The sequence below is a fragment of the Streptomyces sp. NPDC047315 genome (assembly GCF_040643215.1).
Classification (GTDB): Bacteria; Actinomycetota; Actinomycetes; order Streptomycetales; family Streptomycetaceae; genus Streptomyces.
This window is the reverse complement of the sequence record NZ_JBEYTZ010000008.1, coordinates 243908-261802: the sequence shown is the minus strand read 5'-3', so window position 1 is coordinate 261802 and position 17895 is coordinate 243908. Positions and strand designations below refer to the sequence as shown.

Annotated in this window: 15 protein-coding genes; 2 read left to right on the top strand and 13 right to left on the bottom strand. The window is 73.9% G+C overall.

Annotation, left to right across the window (positions count from 1 at the left end; genetic code table 11):
- Nucleotides 1-408: 408 nt before the first annotated feature.
- The 8 genes from ABZ842_RS11935 to infC all read right to left on the bottom strand — a co-directional run bounded on the left by ABZ842_RS11935 (nucleotide 409) and on the right by infC (nucleotide 9499).
- Nucleotides 409-1560 (bottom strand): PP2C family protein-serine/threonine phosphatase, encoded by a 1152-nt coding sequence (locus ABZ842_RS11935; protein ID WP_361535787.1) that lies wholly within the window; start codon nucleotides 1558-1560, stop codon nucleotides 409-411.
- A 268-nt stretch (nucleotides 1561-1828) separates the two neighbouring features.
- Nucleotides 1829-4357, bottom strand: a complete 2529-nt coding sequence (gene pheT / locus ABZ842_RS11930; protein ID WP_361535784.1) for a phenylalanine--tRNA ligase subunit beta — start codon at nucleotides 4355-4357, stop codon at nucleotides 1829-1831.
- On the bottom strand, nucleotides 4357-5484 hold the full coding sequence (gene pheS, locus ABZ842_RS11925; protein ID WP_361535781.1) for a phenylalanine--tRNA ligase subunit alpha: 1128 nt from the start codon (nucleotides 5482-5484) through the stop codon (nucleotides 4357-4359). Before pheS ends, pheT begins: the two co-directional genes overlap by 1 nt.
- A 174-nt stretch (nucleotides 5485-5658) precedes the next feature.
- Nucleotides 5659-6807: an ATP-binding protein gene (locus ABZ842_RS11920; RefSeq protein WP_361535778.1), complete on the bottom strand. Its 1149-nt coding sequence runs from the start codon at nucleotides 6805-6807 to the stop codon at nucleotides 5659-5661.
- 149 nt (nucleotides 6808-6956) lie between these two features.
- Entirely contained in the window at nucleotides 6957-7793 is an 837-nt protein-coding gene (locus tag ABZ842_RS11915) for an RNA methyltransferase (protein ID WP_361535775.1), read from the bottom strand.
- A 164-nt stretch (nucleotides 7794-7957) separates the two neighbouring features.
- The gene (gene rplT, locus ABZ842_RS11910; RefSeq protein ID WP_361535772.1) at nucleotides 7958-8344 is read right to left on the bottom strand and encodes a 50S ribosomal protein L20; all 387 of its coding nucleotides are present in this window, start codon (nucleotides 8342-8344) and stop codon (nucleotides 7958-7960) included.
- Between the two features lie 143 nt (nucleotides 8345-8487).
- Nucleotides 8488-8682, bottom strand: coding sequence for a 50S ribosomal protein L35 (rpmI, locus tag ABZ842_RS11905; protein WP_214938272.1), 195 nt, complete (start codon nucleotides 8680-8682; stop codon nucleotides 8488-8490).
- 130 nt (nucleotides 8683-8812) lie between these two features.
- Nucleotides 8813-9499 (bottom strand): translation initiation factor IF-3, encoded by a 687-nt coding sequence (gene infC, locus ABZ842_RS11900; RefSeq protein ID WP_361535768.1) that lies wholly within the window; start codon nucleotides 9497-9499, stop codon nucleotides 8813-8815.
- A 306-nt stretch (nucleotides 9500-9805) separates the two neighbouring features.
- Between infC and ABZ842_RS11895 the strand changes: the two genes are divergently transcribed.
- Nucleotides 9806-10186 carry a DUF1844 domain-containing protein gene (locus tag ABZ842_RS11895; RefSeq protein ID WP_361535766.1) on the top strand — a complete coding sequence of 127 codons (381 nt, stop codon included), beginning with the start codon at nucleotides 9806-9808 and terminating at the stop codon, nucleotides 10184-10186.
- 29 nt (nucleotides 10187-10215) lie between these two features.
- On the opposite strand, the gene ABZ842_RS11890 is transcribed toward ABZ842_RS11895, so the two are convergent.
- From ABZ842_RS11890 to ABZ842_RS11880, 3 genes are all read right to left on the bottom strand, one after another.
- Entirely contained in the window at nucleotides 10216-10950 is a 735-nt protein-coding gene (locus tag ABZ842_RS11890; RefSeq protein WP_361535763.1) for an SseB family protein, read from the bottom strand.
- A 71-nt stretch (nucleotides 10951-11021) separates the two neighbouring features.
- Nucleotides 11022-12221 (bottom strand): type VII secretion-associated serine protease mycosin, encoded by a 1200-nt coding sequence (gene mycP / locus ABZ842_RS11885; RefSeq protein ID WP_361535760.1) that lies wholly within the window; start codon nucleotides 12219-12221, stop codon nucleotides 11022-11024.
- Entirely contained in the window at nucleotides 12218-13114 is an 897-nt protein-coding gene (locus ABZ842_RS11880; protein ID WP_361535757.1) for a hypothetical protein, read from the bottom strand. Before ABZ842_RS11880 ends, mycP begins: the two co-directional genes overlap by 4 nt.
- A 1320-nt stretch (nucleotides 13115-14434) precedes the next feature.
- On the opposite strand from ABZ842_RS11880, the gene ABZ842_RS11875 reads away from it, so the two are divergent.
- Nucleotides 14435-15640, top strand: coding sequence for an amino acid deaminase/aldolase (locus ABZ842_RS11875; protein WP_361535754.1), 1206 nt, complete (start codon nucleotides 14435-14437; stop codon nucleotides 15638-15640).
- A gap of 65 nt (nucleotides 15641-15705) precedes the next feature.
- Here ABZ842_RS11875 and ABZ842_RS11870 read toward each other — a convergent pair whose 3' ends face one another.
- Together ABZ842_RS11870 and ABZ842_RS11865 are read right to left on the bottom strand one after the other, a co-directional pair.
- Nucleotides 15706-16509: a 3-oxoacyl-ACP reductase gene (locus ABZ842_RS11870; RefSeq protein ID WP_361535751.1), complete on the bottom strand. Its 804-nt coding sequence runs from the start codon at nucleotides 16507-16509 to the stop codon at nucleotides 15706-15708.
- A gap of 6 nt (nucleotides 16510-16515) precedes the next feature.
- Nucleotides 16516-17883, bottom strand: a complete 1368-nt coding sequence (locus ABZ842_RS11865) for an aldehyde dehydrogenase family protein (RefSeq protein WP_361535748.1) — start codon at nucleotides 17881-17883, stop codon at nucleotides 16516-16518.
- Nucleotides 17884-17895: the final 12 nt, after the last annotated feature.

Sequence of the window (17895 nt, the reverse complement as noted above, 5' to 3'; positions counted from 1 at the left end):
CGGAACGCGATCGGTGCGGGCCCGTGCGCGCTGTCGTGGCGCGGCAGTTGCCGCTTGACTGAAATGCCTCTCAAGGAGGCGGCCGGACCGCCGGCTCCCCCTCGCACAGTACGGCGGTCCTCGCTTGCGCCGTCTGCCCTGCTGATCTGCCCGACACTCCGCGGCAGGGCGGACGGCGCCGGCCGCGCGGGCAGCCCTCGGAGGTCCGTACCTCCCGAGCGCGCGGCAGGCCGGGCCCGTCCTCCACACGCACGAGGACGGGCCCTCGGCCCGCAGACAAGTGACGGGGGCGGCGAATCAGGGGCGCGGGGAACTGCGCGACAAGCCCACTACCGGCCGGTAGAGACCAACGCTCCCGCGGTGAAACGGCGGATACGTCCAAAGGCGCAAGGAAGCGCGCTGGTCGCGCTACTGGCGGGAGGGCTCGCGGCGGGGGCGGCAGGGCGGCTGGCCGCAGTGCGCCGGCGGCCGGGGGCGGTCGTTGCGCAGCACGAGCAGGGCCACGTCGTCCGTGAGTCGACCGCCGGTGTGCCGCAGCAGCGCGGACTGCACCGTGGCGATCACGGTCGACGGCGCGGCCGGCTCCCCCCGCGCGGTCTTGCGCAGTGCGGCTTCCAGGCCGAAGAACCGTCCCGCCGCGTCCCGGGCGTCCGCCGCGCCGTCCGTGTGCAGCACCAGCGCCTCGCCCGGCAGCAGTCGACGGCAGCGGTACGGGGTGAGTTCGGCGGGCAGCGGGAAGGGGCCCAGCGGGGGCAGGGGGTCGGCGGCGGCGAGCGGCCGGGCGCCGGGTCCGAGCCGATAGGGCCAGGGGTGGCCGCAGTTGAGCGCCACCGTCCCGCCGTCGGGGGCGATCTGGAGCAGCAGGACGGTGACGAACTCCTCGGCGGACGGGCTGCCCGGGTCGTCCGCGCAGGCGGCGGGGTGCTCGTCGCGGGCGCGCTCGCGCAGGTGCCGTTGGACGGCGCGGTCCAACCGGCGCAGCACGCCGGCGAGTTCCGGTTCGTCGTACGCGGCCTCCCGGAAGCTGCCGAGGACCGCGGCGACCGCCCCTATGGCCGGCAGCCCGTGGCCGCGGACGTCGCCGATGACGACGCGCACTCCGTACGGCGAGGCGACGACCTCGTACAGATCGCCGCCGACGCTCGCGCCCCGGCTCGCGGAGAGCTGGCCGGCCGCGATCGAGAGCCCTTCGAGGCGCGGGGGCGGCGGGCGCAGCAGCACCCGCTGGGTGGCGTTCGCCACGGCCCGCACCCGGCGCAGTTCGCCGCTGAGGCGCCGGTGCACGGCGAGCACCAGTCCGGTGCCCAGGGTCAGGAAGAGGAGTCCCGCGACGATCCGTTCGGCCAGGCTCTCGGGGTGGTCGTGCGGCACGGCGACGCGGCCGGCGACGGCCGCCGCGCCGCAGGCGACGGGGAGCCCGAGCGCCAGCAACAGCCGCCGCAGCCGGGAGCGTCGGCCCGGGCCCGGTCGGGCGCGCGCCGCGTCCGCCGGCGTGCGTCGACGGGCCCGCTCGACCCGGCGCACGACCGGAGAGGGACGTACAGACCTGCTACGGATCATGCCGGTGGTCCCCTCGTCAGCCCCTGCCCGTCAGCCCCTGCCCGGCGCTCCGGGCCGCCCCTACGGCCGGGACGATTCTGTCGATCGTGCGGGGACGAAGGGAACAACCTCCCCTCTTCTCACTCAAATGAGTGAGACTGCCGGCGTGTTGTGACAGTCGTCACAGGGGCGCACGGAGGCACGACGAGGACCTTTGCGGGGGTGGACGCGGAGCAGCCCCCGACCGCGCACCGGCGGTCGGGGGCTGCTGTGCAGTGCACGCGCGGCGTCAGGCGCCGCGCAGGACCGCTCCCGCGTGCTGGGTCGCGCTGGCGACGGCGGCGTCGCGCGCCGCGGTCGCCTCCTCGACGGTGAGGGTGCGGTCGGGGGCGCGGAAGCGCAGCGCGTACGCCAGCGACTTCTTGCCCTCGCCGAGCTGTTCGCCGGTGAAGACGTCGAACAGTCGGATGGACTCCAGCAGTTCACCGGCGCCCAGCCGCAGTGCGTGCTCCACGAAGGCGGCGGGGACCTGGGCGTCGACCACGAGGGCGACGTCCTGGGTGGCGACGGGGAAGGTGGAGATGCGCGGCGCGGTCGGCGCGCCCTCGCCCGCCTCGGCCACCAGGTCCAGGTCCAGCTCCATCGCAGAGCTGCGGGCGGGCAGCCCGAACGCCTTGGTGACGCGCGGGTGCAGCTCGCCGGCGTGCCCGACGGAGGTCTTGACCCCGTCGATCACCACGAACAGCTCGGCGCAGCGGCCGGGGTGCCACGGGCCGTACTGGGCCTGCTCTACGGCGAGTTCCGCGCCTGCCTCGCGGGCGACGGTGCGGGCCGCCTGGACGGCGTCGGCCCAGTCCGCCGGGCGTCCCTTGCCCCACCAGCCGGCCTGCTCGCGGGCGCCGGCCAGCACCACGGCGACGTGCCGGGGCTGGTCGGGCAGGGCCGCGTCGAGACCGGCCAGCTCCTCGTCCGACGGACGGTGGTCGACGCCGAGCGCCGCGGCCCGGCGGGGCTCGGCGTTCGGGTGGAAGACCAGACCGGTCTCGAAGAGGGCGAGGTCGTGGCTGCCGCGGCCGTCGTTGCGGCGCAGGGCGCCGAGGAGCCCGGGCAGCAGCGTGGAGCGCAGTGCGGGCTCCTCGTCGGACAGCGGGTTGACGAGGGTGACCAGGCGGCGCTTGGGGTCGTCGGCGGGCAGGTCGAGCCGGTCGAGCGCGGACGCGCCGACGAACGGGTAGTTCAGCGCCTCGACGTAGCCTTCGCCGGCGAGCGCGCGCCCGACGCGGCGGTGCAGCCGCTGGCGCTCGGTGAGCCCGCGGCCCGAGGTGGGCCGGGGCAGCCGGGACGGCAGGTTCTCGTACCCCTCCAGCCGGATGACCTCTTCGGCGAGGTCGTTCGGCGCGGCGAGGTCGGGGCGCCACGACGGGACGGTGACGACGAGTTCGTCCTGCCCGTAGACGTCGCAGCCGACCTGCTGGAGGCGGCGGACCACGGTCTCGCGGCCGTAGGCGACGCCCGCGACCTCGTCGGGGTGGTCGGCGCGCATGGTGACCGTGCGGGGGGCGCTGGGCGAGATGACCTGGGTGACGCCGGGCTCGGCGGTGCCGCCGGCGAGCAGCACCAGCAGGTCGACCGTGCGCTGGGCCGCGGCGGCGCCTGCGAGCGGGTCGACACCGCGCTCGAAGCGCCGGGACGCCTCGGAGGACAGCTTGTGGCGCCGGGCGGCGCGGGCGATGGCGACGGGGTCGAAGTGCGCCGCTTCGACGACGACTTCGGACGTGCCGTGCACCTGGCCGGTCTCGGCGTCGACGACGGTGTCGGCGATCTCGGTGTGGGCACCGCCCATGACGCCGGCGAGGCCGATCGGCCCGCGGTCGTCGGTGATGACCAGGTCTTCGGGGTCGAGGACGCGCTGGACGCCGTCGAGGGTGGTGATCTTCTCCCCCGGCTCGGCGCGGCGCACCCCGATCGGCCCCTCGATCAGCGAGCGGTCGTAGGCGTGCAGCGGCTGGCCGAGCTCCAGCATCACGTAGTTCGTGATGTCGACGGCGAGCGAGATCGGGCGCATGCCGGCCTTCTGCAGCCGGCGCTGGAGCCAGATCGGGGAGCGCGCCTCGGGGTTCAGTCCGACGACGGTGCGGGCGGTGAAGCGGTCGCAGCCGACGGGGTCGGCGACCTTGACGGGGTAGCCGTCGGCGTTCGGGCCGGGCACGTCCAGCAACGCGGGGTCGCGCAGCGGCAGCCCGTAGGCGGTGGCGGCCTCGCGGGCGACGCCGCGCATCGACAGGGCGTAGCCGCGGTCCGGGGTGACGGCGATGTCCAGGACCTCGTCGCGCAGCTCCAGCAGCTCGACGGCGTCCGTGCCGACCTCGTGCTCCGGCGGCAGGACGATGATGCCGCCGCTGCCGTCCTCGCCCATGCCGAGTTCGCCGGAGGAGCAGATCATGCCGCGGGAGACGCGGCCGTACGTCTTGCGCTCGGAGATCTTGAAGCCGCCGGGCAGCTCGGCGCCGGGCAGCACAACGACGACCTTGTCGCCGACGGCGAAGTTGCGGGCGCCGCAGATGATCTCCTGCGGCTCCCCGGTGCCGTTGGCGTCCGCGACGTCGACCAGGCAGAACCGGATCGGCTTCTTGAACTCGGTCAGCTCTTCGATCGAGAGGACCCGGCCGACGACCAGGGGGCCGGTGAGGCCGGCGCCGAGTTGCTCGACGCTCTCGACCTCCAGACCGGCGGCGATGAGCTTGGCCTGCACGTCACGGCCGGTCGCGGTCGCCGGCAGGTCGACGTACTCCCGCAGCCAGGAAAGCGGGACCCGCATCAGATCTCCATCCCGAAGGGCCGGGTGAACCGGACGTCACCCTCGACCATGTCTCGCATGTCTTCGACGTTGTGGCGGAACATCAGCATCCGTTCGATGCCGAACCCGAAGGCGAATCCGCTGTACTTCTCGGGGTCGACCCCGCAGGCCACCAGGACCTTGGGGTTGACCATGCCGCAGCCGCCGAGTTCGATCCAGCCCTCGCTGGAGCAGGTGCGGCAGGGGCGGTCGGGGTTGCCGACGGACTGGCCGCGGCAGACGTAGCAGACCATGTCCATCTCGGCGGACGGCTCGGTGAAGGGGAAGAAGTTCGGCCGCAGCCGGGTCTTCATGCCCTCGCCGCCGAAGAGCGCCTGCACCATGTGGTCCAGGGTGCCCTTGAGGTCGGCCATGGTCAGGCCCTCGTCGATGGCCAGCAGCTCGACCTGGTGGAAGACCGGGGTGTGGGTGGCGTCCAGTTCGTCGGTGCGGTACACGCGGCCGGGGCAGATCACGTAGACCGGCAGCTCGCGCTGGAGCAGCGAGCGGATCTGCACCGGTGAGGTGTGGGTGCGCAGCACGACGCCGGAGCCGTCGGCCGCCGCGCCCTCGCCGCGGACGAAGAACGTGTCGTGTTCGCCGCGCGCGGGGTGGTCGGGGCCGATGTTCAGCGCGTCGAAGTTGAACCACTCGGCTTCCGCCTCGGGTCCTTCGGCGACCTCGTAGCCCATGGCGACGAAGACGTCCTCGATGCGCTCCGAGAGCGTGGTGATGGGGTGGCGGGCGCCGGCCGGTACGCGGTCGTACGGCAGGGTGACGTCCACCGCCTCCTCGACCAGCACCCGGGCGTCGCGCTCGGCCTCCAGTTCGCCCTGGCGGGCGGCGAGCGCCTTGTTCACCGCGCCGCGGGCCTGGCCGACGCGCTTGCCGGCGTCGGCCTTCGCCTGCGGCGGCAGGGCGCCGATCTCGCGGTTGGCGAGGGCGAGGGGCGAGGTGCCCCCGGTGTGCGCGACCTTCGCGTGGGCGAGCGCGTCGAGGTCCGGTGCGGCGGCGAAGGCGGCGAGCGCCTCGTCGCGCATGCGCTCGATCTCTTCCGGTTTCAGTGCCTCGACCTCGACCGGGTCGTACGACTTGTTGGGTGCCGACATCTCTTCCCGTGCTTCCGATTGGCTTGGTGGGCGCGGCCCCGCTCGACGACGTAGGACGCAAAGGTGCCAATGGCCGAGTCTAAAGGTCGCGCGGGGCGGGTGTTTCCGAAGGTGAGCCCCGGGCTCGGCGAAGGGGCTGCCGGCCGGGCCTCGCGGGGGTGGCCCGAGGGCGGCTCAGCTCAGATAAGCGGGGGCGCCGACGGGCAGGGTAAATCGGAACTCGGCTCCGCCGCCCGGTCCGCGGCCGACGGTGATCGTCCCGCCGTGCGCCTCCACGATGCCCTTGACGATGTACAGGCCCAGCCCGGTGCCGCCGCGCTTGCTGCCCCGCCAGAAGCGGGTGAAGACGCGGCTCATCGACTCCTCGGGGATGCCGGGGCCTTCGTCGCTCACGGTGACGGCCGTCCCTTCCTGGGTGGCTGCGGCGTCGGGGTCGTCGGGGTCGCGCAGCGCCGATGCGGGCGCCACGTCAATGGTGACGGTTCCCTCGCCGTGGCGCACCGCGTTTTCCAGCAGGTTGCCGAGGACCTGGTCGATCTTGTCCGGGTCGGCCCACAGGTCGGGCAGCGCGTGCCGGATCCGTACGAGGAACCGGTCGGGGCTCTGGCCGCTGGCTATGTGGGCCTGGACGTGCCGGCTGACGGCGGCGGCGACGTCGACGGGCTGGCGGCGGACCTCCAGCCGGCCGGAGTCGATCCGGGAGATGTCGAGGAGTTCGGCGATGAGCCGGGTGACGCGGCCGGCGTCGGCGTCGACGGTCTCCAGCATCAGGCGCTTCTGGTCGTCGGTGAACCGCTCCCACTTGGCGAGCAGGGTGGCCGTGAAGCCCTTGACGGAGGTGAGCGGGGAGCGCAGTTCGTGGGCGACGGTGGCGATCAGCTCGGCGTTGCTGCGCTCGTTGCGGCGGCGGGCCTCGGTGCCGCGGATGCTGACGACGAGTCGTCGTATCGGCCCAGTGGGGTGCTTGCGCACGTAGCGGGCGGAGACCAGGACCTCCCGGCCGCCGGGGAGCAGCAGATTGCGCTCGGGCTGTCCCACCCGGGTGGCCAGCCCGCCGTACGGGTCGGTCAGCGCCCACCAGCGGCGTCCCTTGAGGTCCTCCAGCGGGAGGACCCGGTCTAAGGGCAGGCCGATCGCGTCGGCGCGGGGGACGGCGGTGATGCGCACGGCCGCTTCGTTGAAGCAGATCACCCGGCCGTGCTCGTCGGCGACCACGAGCCCGTCGGGGAGGTCGTCCGGGTCGACGGCCAATGCCTCGGGGTTGTTGGAGGCGCACAGGAACGTCCCGTGCGTCTCCGCCAGTCCACTCGTCCCGACACTCATGCCCGTTTCCCCGCCTCTCCGCCTCCGCGGCCCCCCGAGCCCGTCACCCTACTAGCTCAAGGTGACCGCTCGGACCCCCTGCGCTAGGGGGTGACTTCAAAGTCCCGCCTGCCCGTCGTGCCCTGGCACGCACCCTTGCTGCGTTGTGGTCATCGCACGCTGCCGGCGCGCTGGGCGCGCGCCGAGGCATAGAGACATACGGCCGCGGCGGTCGCCAGGTTCAGGCTCTCGGCCTTTCCGTGGATGGGAACCCGTACGACCGCGTCCGCGAGCGCCCTGGTCTCCTCGGGCAGTCCCCACGCCTCGTTGCCGAAGATCCACGCGGTGGGGCCGCCCATGGTGCCCGCGTCCAGCTCGTGGTCGAGGTCCCGGTCCCCTGCGCCGTCCGCGGCCAGGATCCGCACCCCGGCGCCCTTCAGCTCCCGTACGGCCTGCTCGACGGGGACCCCGACGGCGACGGGGAGGTGGAAGTGGGAGCCCACGGACGCCCGCACCGCCTTGGGGTTGTACAGGTCGACGGAGGCGTCCGTGAGGACGACGGCGTCGGCTCCGGCGGCGTCGGCGCAGCGCAGGACGGTGCCGGCGTTCCCGGGGTCGCGCACGTTGGCGAGGACGGCCACGAGCCGGGGCGCGCCGCTCACGACCTCCTCGAACGGCGAGTCGAGGAAGCGGCAGATGCCGACGAGCCCCTGGGGGGTGACGGTGGTGGAGATGTCGGCGATCACGGCTTCGTCCGCGAGGTGCACCCGGGCGCCGGCGTCGCGTGCGGCGCCGACGACGTCCGCGTGCCGCTCGGCGGCGTCGAGGGTGGTGAACAGCTCGACGAGGGTGGCTTCCCCGGCCGTCCGGTGCCCGGCGGCCTCCCGCACGGCCTGCGGTCCCTCGGCGAGGAACAGCCGCTCCTTGCCGCGGAAGTTCCGCTTCGCCAGCCGTCGGGCGGCGGCGACGCGCGGCGAGCGCGGGGAGATCAACTCGGGGGCGGCCATGAACTCGCTTTCGGTAGGTGCTCGCTGCCGGGTGCGCCGGGGCTGTCGCTGGGTGCGGGGGTCAGCAGGGCTCGGTCGGGGCCGGGCCGGGTGCGTACGGATACGCACGGACCCGCAGGCCACGGGGGCCTGCGGGTCCGGAGGCGGTGAGGATCACGCAGCGATCAGGCCGCGGCCTTCGGCGCGTTCACGTCGGCCGGGAGCGCCTTCTGGGCGACCTCGACCAGCGCGGCGAACGCGTTGGCGTCGTTGACGGCCAGCTCGGCCAGCATCTTGCGGTCCACCTCGATGTTGGCGGCCTTCAGACCCTGGATGAGGCGGTTGTACGTCATGCCGTTCTGGCGGGCAGCGGCGTTGATGCGCTGGATCCACAGCTGACGGAAGTCGCCCTTGCGCTTCTTGCGGTCGTTGTAGTTGTAGACCAGCGAGTGGGTGACCTGCTCCTTGGCCTTGCGGTACAGGCGCGAACGCTGACCGCGGTAGCCGCTGGCCTGCTCCAGGATCGCCCGGCGCTTCTTGTGGGCGTTGACTGCCCGCTTGACGCGTGCCACTTGTTAACTCCTTGTAGCGGGGTCGTGCTCGTGACGGCACGACCCGAATACGAATGGGTCTCCCGGTCCCGGCGTCGTTCCTCCTCGCATCCGCGCGCGCCGTTGCCGCTGGGGCGGGCGCTGGGCGGAGGCGGGGGACGACGTCACTTACCGAGAAGCTTCTTGATCTTCTTGGCGTCGCCGGGAGCCATCTCCGCGGTGCCGGTGAGGCGGCGCGTCAGCGTGGACGGCTTGTGCTCCAGCAGGTGGCGCTTGCCGGCGCGCTCACGGAGCACCTTGCCGGAGCCGGTGATCTTGAAGCGCTTCTTGGAGCCGCTGTGCGTCTTGTTCTTCGGCATCGCGCCGTATCTCCTCGTCAGTGACGCCCTCCCCGGCGCAGGGCGCAGGGCAGACGGGGGCGTCAATCTTGGTTTCGGACCGGGGCCGGGCGCCCGGGGCGAGCCCCAGTAACCCTCGGTAGCCCCGGGGTCAGCCCTCGGTGGGCTCTTCGGTCGGCGCGCTGGCCTGGGCCTTCGCACCGCGGTCGGCCTTGCGTGCGGCCTGGGCCTCACGCGCTTCGGCCATGGCCTCGGTCTTCTTCTTGTGCGGACCGAGCACCATGATCATGTTGCGGCCGTCCTGCTTCGGGTTCGACTCGATGAATCCGAGGTCCTCGACATCGGACGCGAGACGCTGGAGCAGACGGAAGCCAAGCTCGGGGCGGGACTGCTCACGACCACGGAACATGATCGTGATCTTGACCTTGTCACCCTGCTTGAGGAACCGGACGACGTGACCCTTCTTGGTGTCGTAGTCGTGCGGGTCGATCTTCGGCCGGAGCTTCATCTCCTTGATGACCGTGTGCGCCTGGTTCTTGCGCGCCTCACGGGCCTTCATGGCCGACTCGTACTTGAACTTCCCGTAGTCCATGAGCTTGCACACGGGCGGCCGGGCGTTCGCCGCGACCTCGACCAGGTCGAGGTCGTATTCCTGAGCGAGTTCGAGGGCCTTGGCGAGCGGGACGATGCCCACCTGCTCGCCACTGGGTCCGACAAGCCGCACTTCGGGAACGCGAATCCGGTCGTTGATGCGGGGCTCGGCGCTGATGGATCCTCCTCGGTAGCACCGCGCGGCCGGCTGGCAGACAGCCGCGTGACGTCTGTTTGGTAAGACCAACCGCGCAGGAGCACGAAAAATGCCCCGAACGGGACACAGGCGGCAGCTCCTCGAATACCGGAGCACCGCCGCGGGGCCCGCGGGGCGCACTTCGGGCGGCTTCCATCGTCCGTACGGAACGATGGCCACCGCCTGACCGGTGACCCGCCGCCCCAGGGGCGGCCAGGTGGGAGATCGGAGCCTCCACTTGTGGGCCGGGCACATTCGTGTCCAGCCGGTCGTCACACAAGGTTAGCAGTTCCGGGCGGAACGGGCTAATCGGTGGCCCCGGCGGCGTGTCCCGGGGCGGGGCATAGGGTGGGCGGCATGAGTGACGCGATCCAGCCCCCCGCCCCCGACCAGGCCGGCGATGCCCCGAACTTCGACGCCATGGCCCGCGACATCGCGGAGGTGCCGGCCGTCGAGGTGATCGTCACGGTCGCGGTGAACCTGATGAGCGCAGCCGCCGTGAAGCTGGGCCTGACGGAGGACGGCGCGGAACACAAGGACCTCGACGAGGCGCGCAAGCTGGTGCACGCGCTGGCCGGGCTGCTGGACGCGAGCACCACCGAGGTCAGCTCCTTCCACGCCGCTCCGCTGCGTGACGGTCTGAAGTCGCTCCAGCTCGCGTTCCGCGAGGCGTCGCTGGTGCCGGACCAGCCGGGTCAGGGTCCGGGCGAGAAGTACACCGGGCCCGTCTACGGCTGACGGTCGCCGGCAGTAGCCGACGACGCGCGCTACGCGCGGACGAAGAAGGGCTCGCCCGGAGGGGTGGCCCCGGCCGGCAGCACCGCCAGGTCGAGGCCCCGCACCAGGCGGGCCCTCAGTACGTCGTGGCCCGCGATGCCCGATGCGACGCGCCGGGCCGCTTCGGGCGCGGCCGAGTCGTCGGTCAGCACGAGGGCGAGGGTGCCGTCGGTGTCGCCGCCGCGCAGCAGGTGGGCCCGTACGAGCGCGGGCTCGGCGGCCACGACCTGACGCACCGCTTCGGTGACGGCGGGGTCGTCGAGCGGGTGGGCGCTGGTGCGGCCCTCGGCGAGCGCCCGCAGCGCGGCGCCGCTCAGCTCGAACGGCACCGGCCCGGCCAGGTCGATGACGAGGGTGTCGGCCTTCTCGTGGGCGACGGCCTGGAGCGCCTGGTGGAGGGGGACGGCGACGGGCCTGGCCTTGGGGTCCCAGCGGGCGAGGGTCGCCATCGAGGTGAACGCGGGCAGCGCGCGGCGGTCGCCCGCGGTCAGCGTGGGCACCGCCATGTCGCTGGTCTTCTCGCGTCGCAGCCCGTTCTCGTCGGTCTCGACCTCGCCGAGCACCGCGACGACGGGCACGAGCAGTCGCGCCCCGGCGAGTGCTTCGAGGACCGGGCGCACCGCGGTGCGGTCTGCGGACCAGGCGGTGAGGGCCGCGTCCAGCCGGGGGTCGGCGGTGCCGTCGTCGTCGGAGAAGCCGGGGTCGGGAATGTTCTTGAGCTCCACGGGTCGAGCGTAGTTCCCGTGGTGCGGCGGGCCGTCGGCGGGGCGGCCGGAGCCGCGGGCGCAGGGGTGGGTCAGCCGTCGCTGCGGGGGTGGGCGCCGCGCCACAGCACGATCGCTATGGCGAGGACGAGCGCTCCGACGCCGCCCACGAGCGGCGCGAGCCAGCCGGACGACTCCTTCGGGGCCGCGGTCTCCTGCGGGCCCGGGCCGAAGTGCTGCTTGGTGTAGCCGGCGGTGGCGGCCTTGGGGTCGCCGGGGCGGATCTTCCCCCCCTGGAGGATCGCGGCGGCCGGGTCGACCATGCCGTAGCCCCGTGCGTCGTCCCGGCCCTGCTCGGGGCGCTCCTGGGCGGTGTCGATCAGGAGTTGCTTGACCTGGGCGGGGGTGAGGTCGGGGTGGGCGGCGAGGACGAGGGCGACGGCGCCGGAGACGAAGGCGGCTGCGGCGCTGGTGCCCCAGCCCTCGTAGTACTTGCGGTCCGGGTCCGGTATCACGACGTCGACGCCGGGCGCGTTGACGGTGGCGTACCAGCGGCGGGTGGAGAAGGCGGCGCGGCTGCCGTACCGGTCGACGGCGGTGACGGCGATGACGCCGGGGTAGGCGGCGGGGTACGAGACGCGGTCGCCCTTCTCACCGCCGTTGCCGGCGGAAGCGACGACGACGGCGCCTTTGGCGAGCGCGTACTGCACGGCCGCGTCCTCGCCGGGTTCGGGGTGGGCGGACTCGCTGTCGTCGCCGAGGGAGAGGTTGATGACGTCCGCGCCCTGGTCGGCGGCCCAGCGGATGCCTTGGGCGAGGGCGCTGCCGCGGGACTTGCGGGCCCTGTCGCGCGCCGGGTCGCTGCCTTCGAGGATGACCCGGATCGGGAGGATCCGGGCCTCGGGCGCGATGCCGATGACGCCGGCTTCGTTGTTCCAGCCCCTGCCGTGGGCGGCGATGATGCCGGCCATCGCCGTGCCGTGGCGGGCCCAGGCGCGCTCGCCGCGAGCCGCTCCGAAGCCGATGAAGTCCTTGCCGGGCAGGACGTTGTCGCCGAGGTCGGGGTGTTCGTCGTCGACGCCGGTGTCCAGGACGGCGACGGTGACGCCCTTGCCCTTGGTGGTGCGCCACGCCTCGGCGGTGTTGAGGGCTTCCAGGCCCCACTGCTGGGCGCGGATGCCGTCGGCGCGGGCGGGGACGGCGGGCAGGAGGGCGAAGGCGGTGGCCGCGAGGAGGGCTCCGGCGCGGTGGCGGCGTCGGCGGGCCGTTCGCCGGGGCTTCGTCGGCGTCATTTCGGGGGCTCCGTGGGCGGGTTGAGCGCCGACTTCAGTGCGCGCTCGACGCCGGCCGCGACGCCGGCCGCCTCGTGGCCGAGGCCCGCTTGCGCGGGGGCGGTGGTCGATGCGCGGTCCCGGGCCTCGGCGGCGGGCTCGGGGTCGTCGATGACGCGTCCGTCGGCGAAGCCGGAGACGGCGTACACCACGACGGGTGCGTCGACGAGGACCTTCACGGTCCAACTGGCGCGCTGCGGGTCGCCGAAGCGGTCGGCGACGGTGCCCGGTGCGGTGTACGCGTGGGGCATCAGTTCGGCGCGTTCGTCGAGCTTCTGCCCGTCGAAGCGGCGGGACAGGGAGACCATCGCGTGGTCGTCCTCTTCGGTGAACACCATGCCGACGGTGGTCACGTTGGTGGCGGTGGCGTCGGTGTACGTGGCCCGGACGACCCGGGCGCAGCCGACCGGTTCCAGGGCGGCGGCGAGCTTGGGGCCGAGCGCGGTGGCGCAGTCGGCGTCGGGCGCGACGGCTATCCGGGTCCAGGACCGGTCGGCCTTGCCGGGCCCGGCGCCCTTGCCCTGGATCGTCCGGGGGAAGAGGCTGTCGACCGGTGCGTTGTGCCACAGGCCGTGTCCACGGGCGTAGGCGGACGCCTCCGCGGTGCTGGCCCCGGCGCCGCCGGTCAGCGCGCCCGCGGTGACCGCCCCGCCGATCAGCCCGAGCCCGAGCACCCCGCAGATCACGGCGCCGACGGCCCGTGGCGAGCGCCGCGCGGGCACGGGCCGCAGCCGCGTCGTCACTTCCGCGGGCCCTTCCGGGGCGGCCCACTGCGGCTGCGGCGGTACGGCCCGCAGCCGCGCGGTCGCCTCGACGCCCGCCACTGCGCCAGCCGCAGGCGGACGCCCGGGCACGGGCGGCACGGAACGGGACGGAGTCCCGGGCGCCGCACCGGGCGCGGGCCGCGGCATGGGCGCTGGCGGAACCCTTGGCGCAGGTGGCGGCGACTGCCGCGGCGCGGTACGCGGCGGTCCCGCCGGGGGAAGCGTTCCCGCAGGCCCTGATGGCGCGGGCGCCTTGCGCGGCGCGGTTGCCGGGGGAAGCGTTCCCGCACGCCCTGATGGCGCGGGCGCCTTGCGCGGCGCGGTTGCCGGGGGAAGCGTTCCCGCAGGCTCGGCCGGCGGCGCGGGCGGCGCCTGCCGCGGAGCGGCCGGGCCCGAAGTCCGCGGCGCGCCGGCGGAAGGCTTCGTACCCGCGGCCGAGGTCGACGCACCCGGGGCGGTACGCGGCGGCGCAGGCGGGGTCGGCGCTGCGGGAGCACCAGTGGAGGGGGCCGTCTCGCCCGCAGACGCCGGAGCCGGAGCCGGAGGCCGTGACGGTACGGCAGGGGTTGACGCACCCGGGGCAGCGGACGGCGCCGAGCGCGGCGGCACGGACGGAGCGGACGACCTCGTAGCTTCGCCGGAGGGCGAGGACGAGGACGGCACGGCGGGCGCAACCGGGACGGGCGCTGCCGGAACACCGGCAGAGAGCTTCGCTTCTCCCGCGGAAGCCGGGGCACCGGAGGAGACCGTGCGCGACGGGGCCGGCACTGCGGGGCCATCGGTAGTGGGGCCCGCGCCCCCGGCAGACGTCGAACCCGCAGGCCGCGACGGCGCAGCCGGGGCCACAGGCACCGCGGGCGCTGCCGGAACACCGGCAGCGGGCTCTGTGCCTCCCGCGGCGGGCGAGGCCGTCGGGCGCCGCGGCGCGGACGGAGGAAGCGTTCCCGCAGGAGGTTGCGTGCGGGGAGGCTTCGGAGGGTCCTGGCGGAGTTTGCGGGTGTCTTCGTCCGTGGGCGGCGACGGAAGCACGTTGCCGTCGGGGGCCGTGCGCAGCGACAGCGTGGGACGGGGCGGGCGACGGGCCGAGAGCGCCGTGGGGGCGCCGGACGTGCCCGTCGGCAGGGCGTCGTCCGACGGCACCAGGGAGGCGATGTTCGAAGGGCGGGGCGGTGGCGGCGGGGCGTCGTCGGGGCGGCGCGGAGAGCCGGTTTCTTCCATGCTCATGCCGCCCCCCATGTGTCATCCCCGTACAGCAGTCGGATCGCCCCTCGTAGCAGGCGTGTTCGTCGCCGCGTCTGCGTAACTCTACGGGGTGTCGCGGCCCCCGCGGGACCGAGACCGCAGCTCCGCAGGGGATCTGCCCAAAACGTCCCCCTACCCCGCGGTAATCCCGTCTGGCAAGCTCGCTCCATGACGCCCCGTGCCGCTGCTGACCGGGCCCGCTACGACCGGGCCACCGCCCATCTGGACGCGCCGTTCGCCGTCGTCGACCTCCCGGCGTTCGATGCGAACGCGACGGATCTGGTGCGCCGGGCCGGCGGCAAACCGGTACGGCTCGCCACCAAGTCGGTGCGGGCGCGGGCCCTGCTGGAGCGGGCGCTGGCCCGGGAGGGGTTCGCGGGGCTGATGTCGTTCACGCTCGCGGAGTCGCTGTGGCTCGCGCGGGCCGGGTTCGACGACGTCCTGTTGGCGTATCCGTCCGTCGACCGGGCCGGCTACGCGGAGCTCGCGGCCGATCCCAAGCTGGCCGCGGCCGTGACGGTGATGGTGGACGACCCGGCGCAGTTGGAGCTGATCGACCGGGCCCGGGCCGGTGGCGCGGAGGAGATCCGGGTCTGTCTGGAGCTGGACACCGCGCTGCGGCTGCTGGGCGGGCGGGTGCGGATCGGGACTCACCGGTCGCCGCTGCGGGAGCCTGCGCAGTTGGCCGAGTTGGCGCGGTCCGTGGTGCGTCGACCCGGGTTCCGGCTGGTGGGGCTGATGGCGTACGAGGGGCACGTGGCGGGCGTCGGGGACGCCGTGGAGGGCTATCCGCTGCTGTCCCGGGGCATCCGGCTGATGCAGCGCACGGCGCGGGCGCAGCTCGCGGTGCACCGGGCGGAGGCGGTGCGGGCGGTGCGGGCGGTCGCACCGGACCTGGAGTTCGTCAACGGCGGCGGCACCGGCAGCGTGCAGCACACGGCCGGCGAGGACGCGGTGACGGAGGTCGCGGCGGGCTCCGGGCTGTACGTGCCGCGGCTGTTCGACCACTACACGTCGTTCACGGGCCGGCCCGCCGCGCTCTTCGCGCTGCCCGTGGTGCGCCGGCCGGGGGTGGGCACGGTGACGGTGCTCGGCGGCGGTTACGCGGCGTCGGGTCCGGCGGGCAAGGACCGGCTGCCGGTGCCGTATCTGCCCGAGGGCCTGCGGTACGCCCGCCAGGAGGGCGCGGGCGAGGTGCAGACGCCGCTGCTCGGCTCCGTCGCGGACGATCTGCTGATCGGCGACCGGGTGTGGTTCCGGCACGCGAAGGCCGGGGAGCTGTGCGAACGGTTCGACGTGCTGCACCTGGTGGAGGGCGACCGGGTGGTGGGGTCGGCGCCGACGTACCGGGGCGAGGGCCGCACGTTCCTGTGACCGCCGGCCCTCCGCCCTCCCTTGATCCCCTGCCTCCTGTGGTCCTCTGCCCCTGATCCGCCGGTCTACAGCGGGGTGACGTACGCGCCGCTGATGCCGCCGTCCACCAGGAAGTCTGTGGCGTTCACGAACGAGGAGTCGTCGCTGGCCAGGAAGGCGACCGCGGCGGCGATCTCGTCCGCCTCGGCGAACCGGCCGACGGGGATGTGGACCAGTCGGCGGGCGGCCCGCTCGGGGTCCTTCGCGAACAGCTCCCGGAGCAGCGGGGTGTTGACGGGGCCGGGGCAGAGCGCGTTGACGCGGATGCCCTCGCGGGCGAACTGCACGCCGAGTTCGCGGGACATCGCGAGCACGCCGCCCTTGGAGGCGGTGTACGAGATCTGGGAGGTGGCGGCGCCCATGATCGCCACGAAGGACGCGGTGTTGATGATGGAGCCGCGGCCCTGGCGCTGCATGTAGGGGATGGCGGCCTTGCAGCACAGGTAGACGGAGGTGAGGTTGACCTCCTGGACGCGCTTCCAGGCGTCGAGTCCGGTGGTGAGGATCGAGTCGTCGTCGGGCGGCGAGATGCCCGCGTTGTTGAACGCGACGTCGACGGAGCCGTACGTGTCGTACGCGGTCCGGAACAGCGCCTCGACCTGGTCGGCGTCGGTGACGTCGACCTGGACGAAGGTGCCGCCGACGGCTTCGGCCGCGGCCTTGCCCGCGGTCGCGTCGACGTCGCCGCACACGACGCTGGCGCCTTCGGAGGCCAGCCGGCGGGCGGTGGCCAGGCCGATGCCGCTGCCGGCGCCGGTGATGACGGCGGTGCGGCCCACCAGTCGACGGCAGACGGGCTCGGTGTCGTTGCTGGAGCGGGGTTCGGTCATGGGTGCTCAGACCTCCGTGCTGAAGAAGACGTTCTTGGTCTCGGTGAAGGCGGTGAGGGCGTCGGGGCCGAGTTCACGGCCGAGGCCGGAGTGCTGGTAGCCGCCGAACGGGGTCGAGTAGCGGACGCTGGAGTGGGAGTTCACGGAGAGGTTGCCGGCGCGCACGGCGCGCGAGACGCGGATCGCGCGGCCCACGTCACGGGTCCACAGGGAGCCGGAGAGCCCGTACGGGGTGTCGTTCGCCAGTCGGATCGCGTCGGCCTCGTCCTCGAAGGGCAGGACGACGGCGACGGGTCCGAAGACCTCTTCGCGGGCGGCGGGCGCGTCGGGTGCGACGTCGGTCAGGACGGTCGGCGGGTACCAGAAGCCGGGTCCTTCGGGGGCGGTGCCGCGGATGCCGGGCAGTCCCTCGGGGACGTAGGAGCGGACCCGGTCGAGTTGGGCGCGGGAGATCAACGGACCCATGGCGGTGGCCTCGTCGGCGGGGTCGCCGACGACGACGGAGGCGATCGCGGGCGCCAGCAGTTCGAGGAAGCGGTCGTGGACGGAGCGCTGCACGAGGATGCGGGTGCGGGCGCAGCAGTCCTGGCCGCTGTTGTCGAGGAACGACATGGGGGTGGCGGCGACGGCGGCTTCGAGGTCGGCGTCGGCGAAGACGACGTTGGGGCTCTTGCCGCCGAGTTCGAGGGTGAGGCGCTTCACGCCGTCGGCGCACTTGGCCATGATCTCCTTGCCGACCCGGGTGGAGCCGGTGAAGACGATCTTGGCGACGCCGGGGTGTTCGACCAGGGCGTTGCCGGTGACGTCGCCGGCGCCGGGCAGGACCTGGAAGAGGTGTTCCGGCAGGCCGGCCGCGAGGGCGAGTTCGGCGAGGCGCAGCGCGGTCAGCGGGGTGGTCTCGGCCGGTTTCAGCAGGACGGCGTTGCCGGCGGCGAGGGCGGGCGCGACGCCCCAGGCCGCGATCGGCATGGGGAAGTTCCAGGGTGCGATGACGCCGACGACGCCGAGGGGTTCGAGGAGGGTGACGTCGAGGCCGCCGGCGACCGGGATCTGTCGGCCGGTCAGCCGCTCCACTCCCCCGGCGGCGTAGTCGAGGAGGTCGCGGACGTTGCCGGCCTCCCAGCGGGCGTTGCCGATGGGGTGGCCGGCTTCCGTCGTCTCCAGGCGGGCCAGCTCTTCGACGTGGTCGTCGACGGCGGCGGCGAAGCGGCGCAGGAGCCGGGCCCGGTCGGCGGGGGCGGCCCGGGCCCAGCCCCGCTGGGCCGCGGCGGCGCGGGCGACGGCGGCGTCGACCTCGGCGGGCGGGGTCGCGGGGACCTGCGCGACGAGTTCGCCCGTGGCGGGGTTCGTTACGTCGTGGTGCTCGGGGGGCACGGGGTTCCTCTC

Bases quoted from the DNA above. Each gene is read 5' to 3' on its own strand.
- pheS (WP_361535781.1), bottom strand. From the start codon at position 5,484: ATGTCGGCACCCAACAAGTCGTACGACCCGGTCGAGGTCGAGGCACTG.
- pheT (WP_361535784.1), bottom strand. From the start codon at position 4,357: ATGCGGGTCCCGCTTTCCTGGCTGCGGGAGTACGTCGACCTGCCGGCG.
- ABZ842_RS11920 (WP_361535778.1), bottom strand. From the start codon at position 6,807: ATGAGTGTCGGGACGAGTGGACTGGCGGAGACGCACGGGACGTTCCTG.
- rpmI (WP_214938272.1), bottom strand. From the start codon at position 8,682: ATGCCGAAGAACAAGACGCACAGCGGCTCCAAGAAGCGCTTCAAGATC.
- ABZ842_RS11875 (WP_361535754.1), top strand. From the start codon at position 14,435: ATGACGCCCCGTGCCGCTGCTGACCGGGCCCGCTACGACCGGGCCACC.
- mycP (WP_361535760.1), bottom strand. From the start codon at position 12,221: ATGACGCCGACGAAGCCCCGGCGAACGGCCCGCCGACGCCGCCACCGC.
- ABZ842_RS11915 (WP_361535775.1), bottom strand. From the start codon at position 7,793: ATGGCCGCCCCCGAGTTGATCTCCCCGCGCTCGCCGCGCGTCGCCGCC.
- ABZ842_RS11895 (WP_361535766.1), top strand. From the start codon at position 9,806: ATGAGTGACGCGATCCAGCCCCCCGCCCCCGACCAGGCCGGCGATGCC.
- ABZ842_RS11870 (WP_361535751.1), bottom strand. From the start codon at position 16,509: ATGACCGAACCCCGCTCCAGCAACGACACCGAGCCCGTCTGCCGTCGA.
- ABZ842_RS11935 (WP_361535787.1), bottom strand. From the start codon at position 1,560: ATGATCCGTAGCAGGTCTGTACGTCCCTCTCCGGTCGTGCGCCGGGTC.